The 16274-nt window shown below is 57.4% G+C and carries 5 protein-coding genes (1 of these 5 running past the window's edge); all 5 read left to right on the top strand.

Annotation, left to right across the window (positions count from 1 at the left end; translation table 11 throughout):
• Positions 1-38: 38 nt before the first annotated feature.
• Tightly spaced (each overlapping or abutting the next), the 5 genes in view from ACU0FH_RS08240 to ACU0FH_RS08220 form a layout consistent with a single transcriptional unit that may run on beyond the window.
• Positions 39-917 carry a thioesterase II family protein gene (locus ACU0FH_RS08240; RefSeq protein WP_446194185.1) on the top strand — a complete coding sequence of 293 codons (879 nt, stop codon included), beginning with the start codon at positions 39-41 and terminating at the stop codon, positions 915-917.
• On the top strand, positions 914-5467 hold the full coding sequence (locus ACU0FH_RS08235) for a type I polyketide synthase (RefSeq protein ID WP_446194184.1): 4554 nt from the start codon (positions 914-916) through the stop codon (positions 5465-5467). Before ACU0FH_RS08240 ends, ACU0FH_RS08235 begins: the two co-directional genes overlap by 4 nt.
• Entirely contained in the window at positions 5464-11805 is a 6342-nt protein-coding gene (locus tag ACU0FH_RS08230; RefSeq protein WP_446194183.1) for a type I polyketide synthase, read from the top strand. The genes ACU0FH_RS08235 and ACU0FH_RS08230 overlap by 4 nt, the downstream gene beginning before the upstream one ends.
• The gene (locus ACU0FH_RS08225) at positions 11802-16148 is read left to right on the top strand and encodes a type I polyketide synthase (RefSeq protein WP_446194182.1); all 4347 of its coding nucleotides are present in this window, start codon (positions 11802-11804) and stop codon (positions 16146-16148) included. The genes ACU0FH_RS08230 and ACU0FH_RS08225 overlap by 4 nt, the downstream gene beginning before the upstream one ends.
• Positions 16145-16274: the 5' end (the start) of an SDR family NAD(P)-dependent oxidoreductase gene (locus ACU0FH_RS08220; RefSeq protein WP_446194181.1), read on the top strand. Its footprint extends 7403 nt past the window's final position; only the first 130 of its 7533 coding nucleotides appear in the window; the start codon lies at positions 16145-16147; its stop codon lies off the right edge, out of view. The genes ACU0FH_RS08225 and ACU0FH_RS08220 overlap by 4 nt, the downstream gene beginning before the upstream one ends.

The raw sequence follows: 16274 nt of genomic DNA, 5'->3' as shown, positions 1-16274 counted from the left end.
GATGTGATGATTTTTGGGACTCCGTTCCGAAAAAGTATTTGTACAGGAGTTTGTCTTTGCGCGACTTTCCCAAGCCAGAGATCCCCGCAATAAAGCGGTCTCAAAGGTTAGTATCGAGCCCTGATCGAGTATCCTCTGAGTCGACAGACGAGAAGTGGTTTCTGCGTCCCGGGGCGCGGACGAATGATGGTGTCCGCCTGTTCTGCTTCCCCTGTGCTGGCTACGGAGCCGCGATGTACCGGCCATGGATCAATGCGAGGCAAATTCTGGATGTGTACCCCGTGCAGCCACCCGGTCGCGCCAATCGTATTGGCGAACCGGCGTTGGCTTCTATACCCGATCTTGCCACGCGCCTTGCCAAAGCTATCGCGCCACTGACCGATCGACCCTATGCCTTTTTCGGCCATAGTTTTGGAGCGACTCTTGCGGCTTATACCTGCTTGGAACTGGAACGTGAGGGCTACCCAGTGCCGGTTCATCTGTTCCTGTCCGCGCGGCACCCACCAAATTGTCCGAGCCCTGTACCGCCTATGTCGCACATGAGCGATGACGATTTCGTCTCCGAGATCAACACGCGCTATGGCGGCATTCCCGAACAGATCCTGAACGAACCTGATATCCTTGCGATGCTCCTTCCGGCGCTACGCGCAGACATTCGTTCGCTTGAGCTAATCGAAGGCCAGCGTGTAGTAGACATTCCAGCCCCGATCACGACCTTTGGCGGGCTTTCGGATTCAATTATTTCGGCCGATTTGATCGATTACTGGCAAGACTGGACCTCTTACGGTTACCGAAGAATGATGTTTGAGGGCGATCATTTCTTCCTCGACAATCAGCGCGAAGCACTGCTGGACGAGATTGCCGAAACGCTGAAATACGCGCTAGGCGACAGTCCAAGGCAACGGCTGCAGCCGTGAACCAAGTTTACGATCCGTCCCGCTCGGCCGCGATCGTCGGCATCGGGCTAAGATTTCCGGGAGGGCTCTCTTCTACCGAAGAATTTTGGCGTTTTCTGATGGAAGGCGGCGACGCGATTACCGAGATTCCGCCTGATCGCATGGATTTGGGTCGTCTCTACGACCCTGCACCGGCAAAAGCCGGTTATATCACCACCCGTTATGGCGGTTTTCTTAACGATATAGACCGCTTCGATGCCCGGTTCTTCGGGATCGCTCCGCGCGACGCTGAAAGCATGGATCCTGGGCAGAGGCTGGTGCTTGAGACCGCTTGGGAGGCGATAGAAGACGCAGGCATAGATGCCGCACAACTTCGGGGTCGCCCGGTCGGCGTTTTTGTTGGGCAATGGGTATCGGATTTCGAAGCGCGGCTTCTTCGTCATGAAGGAGCAATGGATTTCCGCAAAACCTCCGGTAGCGGTCGCTATGCGACGCCCGGCCGCCTTTCATACTGTCTTGGTCTCCAAGGCCCAAGCCTCTCGATTGATACTGCCTGCGCTTCCTCGCTGACGGCTGTCCATCTGGCTTTGCAAAGCCTGCGTAGCGGTGAGAGCGAGATGGCCTTTGCGGCGGGCGTGAATATCATTCTTAGCCCGCATATCACTATAGGCTTCTCTCAAAGCAGGATGATGGCGCCCGATGGGCGTTGCAAGTTCGGCGACGCGGACGGAGACGGATATGTGCGCAGTGAAGGCGCAGGTATGCTTCTGTTGAAACGGCTCGACCGGGCGCTGGCGGACGGAGACAGGATCCACGCGGTTGTGCGCGGCAGCGCCGTCAATAACGACGGCCGCAGCGGGCAGTCCTTTGGCACGCCGGGACGAGGCGGTCAGGAACAGTTGCTACGTTCGGCGCTTGCCGACGCGGGCGTCAAGGCCAGGCAGATATCTTATGTCGAAGCGCATGGCACCGGCACCCGAAAAGGCGATCCCGTGGAACTTGGCGCTATAGGCGAAATTGTCGGTGATCGTCGGCATGAAAAGCTGCTCGTCGGGTCGGTGAAAACCAATATCGGACATACTGAGGGTGCCGCAGGGCTGGCAGGTCTGATCAAGACGGCGCTCATTTTGAAGCACGGCGAAGTGCCACCGAGCCTCCATTTGAAAACGCCGAACCCGGAGGTCGATTGGGATGGCATGAGTGTGGCTATCCCGAAGGCCCGCCAGACCCTTCCCGAAAGCGAATCCGGGTGGCTGGCCGGGGTCAACAGTTTTGGCATCGCCGGATCCAATAGCCACGTCGTATTGCAGTCGCCCCCTGCCCCGAGCATGACTCGGTGCCACTCGCATCGCGTACTCACGGATTTCATTCCCGTCTTGCCAATCTCGGCGCAGACAGGGTCTGGCCTTAAGGCTGTTGCCGGGCGCTACCTCGAGATGATCGAACGATCCTGTGATGCCGACCTTGAGCCAGTTTGCGCAGCGGCGTCGCAGCACCGGACCGGTTTGATGGATCGCGCGGTTCTTGGCGGATATGGCTCAGACGAAATACTGACAGAGCTTCGTGCTCTCGCTGCTGGCGAAAGTTCGGGCTTGCGTGGATTGGCCTCTGATCCAGCTCCAAAAATCGTTTTTGTTGCTCCAGGACAAGGGGGCCAATGGCAAGGTATGGCTCGGGAATTGTTGAAAAACAGCCCCGTGTTTAGCAAATCTATTGCCGACTGCTCTGAAGCACTTTCAAAGGTTGTCGACTGGCATCTCGAAGACGTTCTGACGATTGACGACTTGCCGGATAATACGCGGATCGATGTGATACAACCGGCGCTGGTGGCCTTGGCGATTTCATATGCCAATCTGCTGAAAGAGATGGGTATTCACGCTGATATGGTCGTCGGTCACAGCATGGGCGAGGTTGCCGCGGCGACAATTTCAGGATGCCTCGCTCTCGACGATGCGATGCGGATTGTCGCCAAGCGCAGTCTTCTGATGGCTGATTTGAGTGGCACCGGCGGCATGGCACTTGTCGAGCTTGTCGGAGAGGCACTCGAAACCCGCTTGCGGGAATATCCTGGCCTAGGACTTGCCGCGAGGAACGGGCCGAGAAGCTCGGTCGTTTCTGGCGAGACGGTGGCGCTGGACAGGTTTCTTACCAAGCTTGAGCACGAAGGCATTTTTTGTCGGCGGGTGAATGTCGATGTCGCCTCGCATAGTGCAGAGATGGAACCGCTTGCGATAGAACTAAGCGGCGGTCTGTCGGATCTGACCGCGCAGACTGGCGAGATACCTATGATCTCGACTGTCTTCGGACGCGAAGTTGCCGGCACTGAGCTCGTCGCGGATTACTGGGGTGAAAATCTCAGACAGCCGGTTCTTTTCGATACCGCTGTGCGCAAAGCCATCGGCGTGGGTGGGACCGTTTTTGTTGAACTTGGCGCTCACCCGGTGCTGCTGCCTTCGATCATGGATATCGGCAGCGATCTGGGAGAGACTGTCCATGCCTACGCTTGTGGCAAGAGGGATGTCGACAGCGGTGATGCAATGATTGCCTGTGCCGTCGGTCTCTGGACAGTGGGGTGTTCACTGGATTGGCGGAGTTTGTACGGAGACCGCCCCCGTGCAACCGATTTGCCGGGCTATCCGTGGCAACGCGAAAGATATTGGGTTCAGGAAGCCGAGATTGGTTTCGGCGCCCATGCGGACCGGCTGCCTCAGCCAGACGCGGAAACCAGAGGTTGGCTTTATCACGTCGAGTGGCATACGGCAGATATACCGGCGATCCCGCCGGAAACGGATTTGTCCAGTTGGTTTGTTCTTGCCGACAGCCCAGAGGACCGGATGGCTCTCAGCATTCGGGATGCGCTCGAGGTCAGCGGCGCAAAAGCGCGCGTCGGACGCTTGGACGACGTTGCTGGCGAAGAACTGGATGGTCTTTCGATCATCGCACTCGCGCCGGAAGGCCGGGCAGCTGCGAGGCTGCCGGTCAAATTGAATCAGTGCCTGCAAGCGAAGGATTCCGGCCCTCGCCAGATTGTCTATGTAACCCTAGGCGCAATGACACCGGACATCGCTGAGACGGGGGAACGGGGCGATCCGGATCAGGCTGCGCTATGGGGTGCGGCACGGGTTGTCGCGCAGGAACAACCTGATCCGCCGGTTCGGCTGATCGATCTTGACCCCGCGGAGGAACCTGAGCGGTCGGCTGCATTGCTTATACGGGCGTTGATCGGATTTCCGGACGAAGACGAGATTGCGTTATGTGGCAAGGATTGCAAACTGCCTCGCCTGAAAAGCGGGCTTGCCGCGCCTTCCGCCAGCGCTTTGCCGTGGCGTGCTGATGCGGCCTGTCTCATCACCGGCGGTCTCGGCGGCGTCGGAACACGTGTTGCACGACGATTAGCCGCCGAAGGCGCGCGCCATCTCGTATTGCTGGGTCGTACGCCGCTGCCGCCTCGGTCGAAGTGGCAAACGGTTGGTTCTGAAACGCATGCTGGTCGGGCAATTGCCAATCTATGTTCGATCGAGTCAAGTGGCGCATCGGTACATTATATTGCTGCAGACGTGTCGGATGAGACCGTGATGCGAGAAGCTCTCGCAAGTTATGAGGCCGAGCGACGTCCCCCGATAAGAGCGCTGATCCATGCCGCCGGTCGTGTGCGCAACGGGCTGGCGGCGCAAATGAACGAGGCGGATTTCGACACTGTCTTTCAGGCAAAACTAGAGGGTGCCAAGGTTCTCGACAGGCTCCTGCCCGATCTGGATTTGTTTGTTGTCTTTTCTTCTATCGCTGCAACGTTCGCTCCGATTGGTATGGCGAATTACGCTGCCGCTAATACCGGTGCCGAAGCGGTCGCGGAAAGGCGCCGCCTAAGAGGACAACCGGCCCTCAGCATCTCTTGGAGTGCGTGGGCCGGGACCGGCATGCATGAGCAGACCGGGGACTTTACCGATTCCAGCGAACTTGAAAGAGTTGGCGCGCGCACGCTGGATCCTGACCAGCTCGAACCGCTGATGGGGTCGATTGTACGTAGCAATCGATCAGCGATTGTTATGGATCTGGATTGGTCGACTTTCGCTGCAACAGCTGACCGCAAGCGCGCTGTATTTAGTGAACTTGTCCGGGCGGCGGGTCCGGTTCCTGTGCTTTTTTCTGCGCTTCCTGAAAAAGCCACGCCGCAGGAAAGGCGAGTGTTGATACTCGATTTGGTTCGAAGGGCGGCAGCTTCAGTGTTGCAGATTGCGCTGGACACGATTGACCCGGATGTCGCTTTTGGTGCGCTCGGCTTGAACTCTTTGATGGCTATGGAATTGCGTGCCGAGCTGGAACGCAAACTTGGTCGCCGCCTTCCTGCTACGCTTGCTTGGAATTATCCAACTGTCACCGCGCTTGCGCGTCATCTGGCTGAAAGCGGGGTAGGTTCGCCGGCTACAAAATCCCAAGAGATTTCAACGAAAGACTTGTCCTCGCAGGACGCTGGGTTCTCGTTTGACGATCTGGCTGAGGTTCTCGCCGACAAAAGCGACGACGATCTCGCCTTAGCTTTGCGTCCGAAGCGCACAGAGGTGCGAGGATGACAGATTCAACCAGTGGCATGTCGGCACTCAAGCTTTCTATGCTCGCGAAAGATGTCCGGGCAAAGGCGGGTGATATTCTTGTCGCCGATCCTATTGCGGTGGTTGGCATGTCCTGTCGTGTTCCCGGCGCAGGATCTCCTGATGCATTTTGGACCGTTTTGGCCGAGGGGCTGGACACAACTTCAGAGGTCCCGACAGACCGCTGGGACAATGAAGCTTGGTACGATCCGGAAGTTGCGACCCCCGGTAAATCGAGCACGCGCCGTGGCGGGTTTTTGGATCAGATCGACGGATTTGACGCGGCATTCTTCAACATTCTGCCTCGCGAAGCGGACACGATGGATCCCCAGCAGAGGCTTTTTCTCGAATGCGCCATCGAGGCATTGGACGATGCGGGCCAAGTCAATACTGGCCTGCGTGGTAGCCGCACGGGTGTCTTCGTTGCGAGTTATCACAGCGATTATGCGGGGTTGTCGTACCGGGATCTTTCCAAGGTCGACCTGCGCACTTTAACCGGGACAGTCCATAGCGTCGTGCCCAACCGTCTGTCGTACCTGCTTGATCTGCGAGGACCGAGCGTATCGATTGACACTGCGTGTTCCTCCTCGCTCGTCGCAATCCACATGGCTTGTCAGAGTCTCCGCAGCGGTGAGAGCGATATGGCTATTGCGGGTGGCGTTTCGCTGATGATTACGCCAGACCTAATGGTTTCGTTGTCGAAGGTTGGGTTCATGGCACCAGATGGGCGGAGCAAAGCCTTTGATGCTGCAGCCGACGGGTTCGGACGTGGTGAGGGCTGCGGCGTGATGGTGCTGCGACGTCTTTCCGACGCAATCGCCGAAGGCGATCAGATCCATGCGGTTATCCGTGGTTCGGCCGTAAATCAGGATGGCGAGTCGACCTTGTTGACGGCGCCCAACGGACCGGCGCAAGAAGCCTTGATCCGCGAAGCGCTGGATGCCGCGCGCATCGACGGAGCAAGCATCAGTTTCATAGAAGCTCATGGCACAGGTACGGCGCTTGGCGACCCGATCGAGGTTGGCGCGCTGGTGTCTACGGTGGGGATCGCGGCCGAAGGCGCCGCTCCTTGCTACGTTGGTACAGCAAAAGCCAATATCGGCCACCTTGAGGCCGCAGCCGGCGTCGTTGGGGCCATCAAGAGCGTTCTGACGTTGAAACATCGCGTTCTGCCGCCACAACCGCTGTTTGATAAGCTCAACCCCAACATCGATCTGGCTGGAAGCCGATTGAAAATCTCGAAACAGCCTGTTGCTTTCGATCCTCAGACTGTTTTGCGTTGCGGGGTCAGCGGGTTTGGCGTTGGCGGTACCAACGCTCATGTTGTCCTCGAGGAAGCTCCTAGATTGGCCGATGCCAATACCGCTGAGCCCCCGGTCGGGCCGGTCATTCTGCCGCTAACTGCAAAAACAAATGAAGCGCTGGATGATCTGGCGGGAAAATGGGCCGAGTTTTTATGTAATTCGCCGAATTCGCTTAGTGACATTGCTTTTACAGCTTCGGAGCGACGCAATCACTATGATGCACGTCTTGCTGTAGTCGGACATGACAAGGATCAACTGGCAAAGGCGCTGAGCGAGGCGACGGACACCGGGTTCAGCCAAGCCGCGCTGAGGGGAACCGCGAAAGAGCGCAAGCTGGTCATGATCTTTTGTGGACAGGGACCGCAATGGTTCGCCATGGGACAAGACCTTGCTTCGTCCTCGCCGAGTTTCCGCGCAGCACTTGAGGATTGCGATGCCGCACTGGCGCCGCACTGGGATACCAGCCTGAAATCGGAACTCTCACGGAGCGAAGATGAAACGCGGTTGCAGCGTACCGAGATCGCCCAGCCCGCGCTCTTCGCCGTTCAGGTCGCGCTGGCACGGATGTGGATGGCGCGCGGTATCGTTCCTGACGCTGTAACTGGCCATAGTGTTGGCGAAATCGCGGCGCTCCACATTGCGGGTGTGATTGATCTGGCCACGGCGGCGCGCATCGTTGTCCATCGTGGACGGATCATGCAGCAGGCGGACGGCACCGGCGCCATGGCTGCTGTCGGAGTTACCGAAGAAGAGGCACTACGCCGGATCAGCCCGTTCAAAGGCCAGCTCAGTCTTGCTGCCGTCAATAGCCCACGCATGTGCGTTTTGTCAGGCTCGCGCGAAGCGCTGGACAGGGCGATCGAAGATTTCGCTCGCGACGGGCTAGAGGCGCGCCGGCTGCCTGTGAGGTACGCGTTTCACAGTGTGCAAATGGAACCGTTCGCGCCTGATCTTCGCTCCGCTCTGGAAGGTATTAGGACCACGTCTCCATCGATCCGGATTGTTTCAACGGTTACCGGCAAAACGATGGATCGGGGCTTCACCGCCGATTATTTCGCCCGGAACATGTGTGAGCCGGTACGCTTTGCCGCGGCTATGGAAGAACTTGCAGGCGTCGGGCACGATTGCTTTCTGGAGATTGGGCCGCATCCTGTTCTGGGTGCTGCAATTGCCGAAACGGTGGATAATCCCGAAGTGCCGGTGATTGCATCCTTACGCCGGAACCTGCCAGAAGCAGAATGCGTCGCATGGGCAAGTGCCGCGCTATTCGTGGCCGGACTAGAGCCCGATTGGAGGGCGTTCGGGCCGGAAGGCAAGGTCGTACCACTGCCATCCTATCCATGGCAGCGTCGTCGACATTGGTTAGAGAACTCTCCAGCTGTCGAGCCCGTGAACCAACGACTGCATCCTGTGCTCACGCGTCGTAGTGTCTTGGCTCCCGGCGATATCACTCAGTTCGAAGGTGATGCTGGAGCAATCTTTGATTGGTGTAATGATCACGTCATCTTCGAAAAGACGCTTCTGCCCGGCGCAGCCATCATCGAAGGTTTGTTGGCAGTTGCGCGTGACCTGCTTGGCGAATCTGCAGAGCTGTATGATTTGGCCTTACTCAAGCCAGTTGAGGTTACCAGCCTGGATACGAGCTGGCAGATCGTCGCCCGCCGGATTTCTGATACTGAACAGAAACTTGAGTGGTTTATCCCTACTGAAAACACATGGGAATTGATTGCGACGTCGCTCTGCAAGTTGCAAGCAGGAAATAAATTTGAAGGACTGCGCACAACGTGGCCCACAGGGGTGCCAAGTCAGGCGCGGTTTGAACGTTCTGGACTTGGATTTGGTGCCAATTTCAGGTTGCTGTCTGATATTCGTATCGATCAGAATTCGGCTTCGGGGGTGGTCTTGGCACCGTCGGGAAGTGCTGAGCATATTCTCCATCCCGCGATACTGGATGCAGCGTTTCAGCTTGCGTTGATCGCCGCTGAGGGTGTGATCGAGGCACCGGAAAAAGCGCCATTCGTTCCTGTCTCTGTCAGATCTGCATCGCTGGCAAGACCCTCCGATGGGGCGTTGAAGGCGGTAGCTACGCTTACGGAACGCGGCGTAGCGTCGTGCCTGGCTAATATAACGTTATTCGACGCGTCCGGTGCCTGCTGCGCGCGGATCGAGGGATTGCGGTTATTGGAGGCCAAGACGGAGATCGGTGGCGTAGCGGATAACAATCTCACCTACATCCGGGAATGGAAACCGTTCCCAGAGGAAGGGAAATTGGAAGATGTCGGCGACTGGTTGCTGATTGATCTCGGCGGCAGTGCAGAAACCGTTCGTGGGTTGAAGTATCTGTCGCGGTCGACGTTGGATCTTCCAATTCACGACTTTGGTGATCGCGAAGCCGTGGCAAGCGAGTTTGACAAGGTTTTTAGACAGGTCAGGCCGCCAAGTGGCGTTGCGCTTTGCCTGAAGCTTGATCCGGTTCAAAATGAGAGTTCTGGTTCAGCTGATGCAGTCATCTGTGCGATCCATGTGATTCAGTCACTTCTCGGTATAGAAAACGTCTCTGCCCCCCGTCTGAGATTGCTGACAAAGGGTGCCCAAGGGATAACCTCGGACGAACCCGGTTGCCATATTGGGGCGAGCCTGTGGGGGGCTATGGGAGCGCTTGCAATAGAACACCCCGAATTCGGTTTCAGGGCTATTGACACGGACTGCACCGCTTCGGCTGCTGCAATCTTTGGCGAGTTGACCCGAACCGGGCCTGCTTGGACAGCACTGAGAAATGGTGCTCGTTTTGCGCTGCGTTTGGAACGAGCGCGTTTTGCTAGCGGGGCAAACACACTGCAACGACTTGCGGTGACAGGCGAAAAGGCCATCGAAGCTATCGAACTGTCGCCTATGGATGCAAACGGGGTCGGACCGCACGAGGTCCGCATCGCTGTACGCAGCTCTGGTGTAAATTTCCGCGATGTACTCCTAGCCCTCGGCAGCTATCCGGATGCGTCCGCTACCATTGGTGCGGAATGCAGCGGTGTTGTTCTCGAAGTCGGTAATTCTGTGACCCGGTTCAAAGCAGGTGACCGTGTCATGGGAATGGTGCCTTCCTCACATGCCACCGAGGCAGTGGGGTCCGAAGATCTCCTTGTGCATGCACCAGACCGGCTTTCCGATACTGTGGCCGCCGCGCAGCCTGTGGCCTATCTGACCGCAAGTTACGGGCTTGAACATCTCGCTGGTATAAAACAGGGCGACAGTGTTCTTATCCACGCGGCTGCGGGCGGGGTCGGCCTTGCCGCGCTTAGGATTGCCAAGAACCGTGGTGCCCGGATCTTTGCCACCACGGGTTCCGAGGAGAAGCGTGTCTTCGTATTGCGCGAAGGTGCCGAACATGTCTTCGACTCTCGCAAGGCGGACTTCGCTGACCAAATTATGGGGCTGACGGAAGGCCGCGGAGTGGACATCGTGCTCAACTCCCTCGCGGGTGAATTTATTGCGGAGAGCTTGTGCGCCACCGCCAAGGGCGGCTGGTTTCTTGAGCTTGGGAAGCGCGACATAATGACGACCGGAGAGGTCGCATCAAAGCGCCCGGACATCAACTACGTCGCGTATGATCTGGGCACAGAGGTTATCAAACAAGCCGGTCTTCTGCCTGAACTGATGAGCTCTGTACTTCAACGGTTCGAGGCGGATGAACTGCAACCCTTGCCAGTGCGAGAGTTTTCCCTCGGCTCAGCTAAGTCGGCATTTCGGTTCATGGCCGAGGCCAAGCATATTGGCAAGACTGTCCTGCGTGTCAGTAGCGCGCCGTTCTCCGTCGACCGGGAAGGTGTGTATTGGATCACCGGCGGTCTCGGTGCCATCGGGCTAGATGCGGCAGTCTGGCTGGCCGGGCATGGCGCGCGACAACTGGTACTGACCGGAAGGCACGACCCGGATGACCACGTGGCGTCTGTAATTTCCGAACTCGAGTCCTCAGGCGTTCGCGTTCACGTCTTCCGTGCAGATGCTGCTGACCAGGAAAGCATGACAACAGTTCGGGAACAGATAGACGGGCTTGGCATTCTGAAAGGCGTCATTCATGCGGCGGGGGTCCTACGGGATAAGGCGTTTCACCTGCTGACCGCTACGGATGTACGTGAGGTCATGGCCGGTAAATTTGACGGCGCGCTTTTACTCGACGAACTGACCCGGGATCGCCCGCTGGATTTCATGATCTTGCTGTCCGGCGCAGGCCTGAGTCTGGGTTCGCCGGGACAAGGTGCCTATCTCGCGGCCAATGCGGGGCTGGACACTCTTGCGCATAATCGCCGGTCGCGCGGACTTCCTGCGCTAAGCGTTGCACTCGGGCCGTGGAAGGGCGGTGGCATGGCCGCAAACCTGCAAAAGGGCGGAAGTGATGTTTGGGCGCAACGCGGCGTATCCGCATTACCTCCCGCTGACGCTTTCGCTGCGATTGAAGCAGCAATTTCACAAGGAAGAGCGACGGTAACCGTTGCGCGGATTGATTGGCCGACATTTCTGCAAACTGCGCCGGCGGGACTCGATTTGACGATATTCGAGAACTTTACTCAAAGCGCCCGTATTGCCCCCGAGAAAGCAAAAAAATCGAAAGAAGCACATCATTTGATTGGTCGTCTTCGTGCGCAGCCTGATGCGCTGCGAGCCGAGGCGATGACAGATGCCTTGACGGAACTGGCCAAAAAGGCAATCGGACTGCCTGACAGTGCCTCGATTCCGCTCTTTGCATCGCTAAAGGATGAGGGTCTCGACTCTCTCATGTCGGTCGAATTCCGCAACACGCTTGTACGCGTGGGTGGCGTTCCGTTGCCGGTAACCTTGCTGTTCGACCACCCCACCCTTCACGACCTGGTACTATGCCTTGCCGGGGCGTGGTCAATCGATATTGGTCTTACATCGGAAAACCTTGAAAGTGAGTTTACGGACGAACTCAGCGACGACGACATCTTGGCCGAACTTGAAGCGGAACTCGCTAATTCATTGTCTAGTGGGACGGTGTCATGACGCAGGCGAGACCATCGGAGGCCCAGAACACGATCCGCCGAGCTCTGAACGAGATTCGGGATCTCAAGGCGCGGCTTGCAAGGGCGGAGCGCGATAGACATGAACCTTTAGCAATCGTTGGCATGGGCCTTCGTTTGCCAGGCGGAGTGAAGGATGCGGCCGGGTTTGAAAACCTTCTCTGGTCCGGCCGGGACGGGATCATGCCAATTCCCAAAGATCGGTGGGAAATTGACGAATTCTACAATAAGGATCCTGACGCTGCCGGTTCTATGACCACGCGTTATGGTGGATTCATCGAAGACGTCGATATGTTCGATGCGGAGTTCTTTGGCATCGCCCCAGAAGAAGCGCGCCATCTGGATCCGCAGCAACGGCTTGTGCTCGAGGTCGCTTGGGAGGCGCTTGAAAATGCGGGAATTGCGGCGACCGATCTGCGCGGTTCCCGCACGGGGGTCTATCTCGGCATCGCAAATGTCGATTACGGGCGCACTGCTTTTTCCGATAGATCAAGTGTCGGGCCATACCATGGGACCGGTACGGCGCAAAGCGTGGCCGCAGGCCGGATTTCATACATTCTGGGGCTGCGCGGCCCGGCGATCTCGATCGATACCGCCTGCTCTTCATCACTTGTCAGCCTGCATCTTGCGGCGCAGGCACTGCGCAACGGTGAGTGTGATCTTGCCTTGGCCGGTGGCGTAAATCTGATCCTTACGCCGGACTTAAATATTGCTTTTTCCCGAGGCCGAATGATGGCCGCAGACGGGCATTGCAAGACATTTGATGCGGGTGCGGATGGATATGTGCGCAGCGAAGGCTGTGGCATGATCGTACTTCGCCGGCTGTCAGACGCCCTTGAATCGCAGGACCCTCTGCTGGCCGTCATGCGCGGCAGCGCGATCAATCAGGATGGTCACAGCGCTGGACTGACCGCGCCAAACGGTGCTGCCCAGGAAGATCTTATCAGGGCTGCGCTGAAGGATGCCGGACTTGAAGGGCGCGACCTCGACTTTGTCGAAACCCATGGTACTGGCACCCCGCTTGGTGATCCGATTGAGGTTCGAGCTTTAATCGCAAGTTGTTGCCATAAAAGACCGCCTGAACAACCTTTACTTTTGGGCGCGGCTAAAACCGTTGTCGGCCATCTGGAAGCTGCCGCCGGGATCATTGGGGTCGCCAAGGCCGTGATCGCATTGCGGCGGAGAGAGCTTCCGGCCAACCTTAATTTCTCCACAGGGAATCCTGAGATCGACTGGAATTCTCCTGTTGCTGTTCCGATAACCCATACGCCGCTACACTCTGAAAAGGGATTGCTGCGCGCAGGGGTAAGTTCCTTCGGCTTCAGCGGCACCAATGCGCACGTGATCCTGGAAGAGGTTGATGTGCCTGCGCCGGTTGACAGCGCGTCGACGCATCTCGTCCTGCCTCTTTCTGCGCGGCATCCGCAAGCACTGCGCGATCTTGCCGGAGCTTACGCGATGGGTTTGAAAACGGATCAGGCCGCGAAAGATTTTTGCCGGACCGCTGCACTCGGGCGTTCACACCTGCAGCATAGGATTGCTGTGACGGCTGAGAGCGCCGAAGGGCTGCGCTCTGGCTTACGTGATTTTCTGGCAGGTCGACCGAACGAAGGGTGCCATACTAGCCAACTGGGAAATCCCCGGAAGCCGCGCATTGCTTTCCTGTTTTCCGGTCAAGGCGGGCATTACCCGTTGATGGCTCGGGAGTTGTTGGCCACCTCACCCGTTTTCCGCCGCAGCTTCGAAACGGCAGATGCAGCTCTCAGGGATATGATCGAGATTCCTCTGATAGAGGCACTGAACTCGAATGCCGAAAATATACTCGTTCGGACCGAAATCGTTCAACCGGCGATGGTTGCAGTGCAATGTGCGTTGAGCGATCTCTGGCGAGCTCTTGGAATTCTCCCGTCGACGGTTCTGGGTCACTCGTTGGGTGAATTCGCGGCGGCCTATGCGGCCGGAGTACTCACGCTCACAGATGCCGTAAGAGCTGCTGCGATCCGAGGTAGACTCCTCGCGTCGCTTCCGAAGGGCGGATCAATGGCATCAGTGTCTGCTGCACCTGAGGTGATCGAAGCAGCACTCAGGCAATATGACGGCCAGGTCTCTATCGCAGCTTACAACAGCGCCCAGAGTGTTACGCTTAGCGGTCCGGAAGATCTTCTTTCTCAATGCCTTGACGCCATTTCCGACAAAGGAGCGCGTACGCGTAAACTAAATGTGCCTTTTGCGGCGCATTCAGCGTTCGTGGAACCGGTTTGCGATGAAATGCGCAACAGCATGGAGCACGTGAACCTGCGCCATGCAAGAGTTCCGATTATTTCGACTGTTACAGGAAAATTCCTTCAATCGGAGGCGATGGCCGAGGCCAGTTACTGGTCTGAAAACCTTCGGCAGCCCGTTCGCTTCGCTGAAGCGATGGAAGCGCTTGTCGATACCGGGATCACCCATGCAATCGAAATAGGCCCACATCCAATGCTGCTGAGCTTGGCCGAAGAATGTGCAACCGATAGCGAGATTTCATTGCTTCCAAGCCTGAATCGTGACCGGCGCGACTGGTGCGAAATGGCCAACAGCCTTTCGCAACTCTTTGTAGATGGTGCCGAAATCAACTGGCGTGCATATCTGGAAAACAGCCAATCCGGAGGACGCCGAGTAGCGGCACCGACTTACCCGTTCCAGCGCAAACAGTTTGCGCTCTCTACGAAGGAACCGGAACCTCGCAGTTACTGGGAAACCGTTTCGGTAGCACTGTCTTTGCAGGCCGAACGCGGGCCACTCGATCTTGATATCAGCAGCTACGACGCGAAATGGGCGCTTATGACCCGCATTACAATCGCAGTTGCTCAAAAAACGCTTCACGACGCTGGTGTCTTTTCCGTATCGGGTTCGAAACTGACCTTTGACGAGATCATGGCAGCCCTTAGCGCCAACGAAATGTATCGGCACCTGATCGGGCGATGGCTGGAACGCTTATGTGCTCAAGGCGTTTTGCATCTTTATGACGGCGAATACGTTGCAACCGCGCCGCTGGCAGCTCCGGATATGAAAGTCCTCTGGGAAGAGGCGCAAGGTCTCTTTGCTGATAACACGGCATTGCTGAATTACGTGCGCCATTGTGCCGGTCTTGCGCCAGACGTGATCAGTGGCAGATGTTCGCCGCTCGAAACCCTGTTCCCCAATGGCGCGTTTGAACTAGCGCAGGCCCTCTACGAAGACAGCGCGATGATGCGCTATATCAACGGGCTGGCTCGGTCGGCCGTGGCATCGATGGCTGGCATGCAGGGTGTCGGTCACGCGCTCGAAGTAATGGAGATCGGCGCAGGCACCGGAGGAACGTCCTCCAGCATTCTATCAGCCCTGCCCCAAGGCACGGCGCGATATATCTACACCGATGTCAGCGACGCCTTTCTGGACCGGGGCCGTGAAAGGTTCGGAGACCGGTCCGATGTAGTTTTCCGTAAATTCGACATGGAAAATTCGCTCGATAGCCAGGGGTTTCAGACTGCAAGCCTTGATCTTGTGATTGCGGCAAATGTGGTCCATGCGGGCTCGGATCTGCCCGAAATCCTTGAGCGCCTGCGCAGCCTGTTGCGCCCCGGTGGCTTACTGATGCTCGTGGAGTCAACTGAGCATCTAGACTGGTTCGACATTACCACTGGGCTGATCGAAGGTTGGCAGAAATTCGACGACGGCTTGCGTATGGATAACCCGCTGATGCGGCCAGAAATTTGGTGCCGTACATTGGAGGAAGCGGGGTTTGTCGAGGCTATGGCATGGCCAGAAGCAGGTTCGGCTGCAAGCGTTCTTGGCCAGCACGTCATTCTTGCGCGTCAGGAGGGTAAAACCCGGCCGCCTCAAGCGAAAACTGGAGTCCCCGTACACGTTTCATCCACGCCGGAACAGGCGCGAACCGGCTTTACTAAACTGTTTGCCGGAGCGAGCGAAACAGAACGCTTTGAGATGATACGTGAGCAGGTTCGCCGGACAGTCATTCGCGTGCTCGGACGAGAACGTGACGATGCGCCGGGACGGCACGAGAGGCTTATGGATCTGGGTATGGACTCTCTCATGGCGATGCGGATCAGAAAACTGCTCACCGAGGCACTGGAGCTGTCGCAACCATTGCCCGCGTCGATCGCGTTCGACCATCCATCGATAGAAGCCATTTCTATTTTTGTTCTTGAACGAATGACAGGGAAAGACGTCGATGACGTGATCGCTTCCCCGAATCCAGTACCGCAAGTTTCTGACGCACCGGATATCACCGATATGACGGATGAAGAGGTCGAAGCCTTGCTGCTTGAGAGAGTTTCCCGACAATGACCCAGACACCGGAGAATTCAGGGGAACTCAGCCCGATCAAACGTGCGTTTCTTGCGCTGGACGAGGCCCAGTCGCGGCTGGCCCGGGTCGAAGCTGCCGCCTCCGAACCTATCGCAATAATCGGGC

Source organism: Heliomarina sp. (assembly GCF_052826185.1).
The sequence above is the reverse complement of the archived record's forward strand: the minus strand, read 5'-3'. Positions and strand labels throughout refer to the sequence as shown.

Bases quoted from the DNA above. Each gene is read 5' to 3' on its own strand.
- ACU0FH_RS08230 (WP_446194183.1), top strand. From the start codon at position 5,464: ATGACAGATTCAACCAGTGGCATGTCGGCACTCAAGCTTTCTATGCTC.
- ACU0FH_RS08225 (WP_446194182.1), top strand. From the start codon at position 11,802: ATGACGCAGGCGAGACCATCGGAGGCCCAGAACACGATCCGCCGAGCT.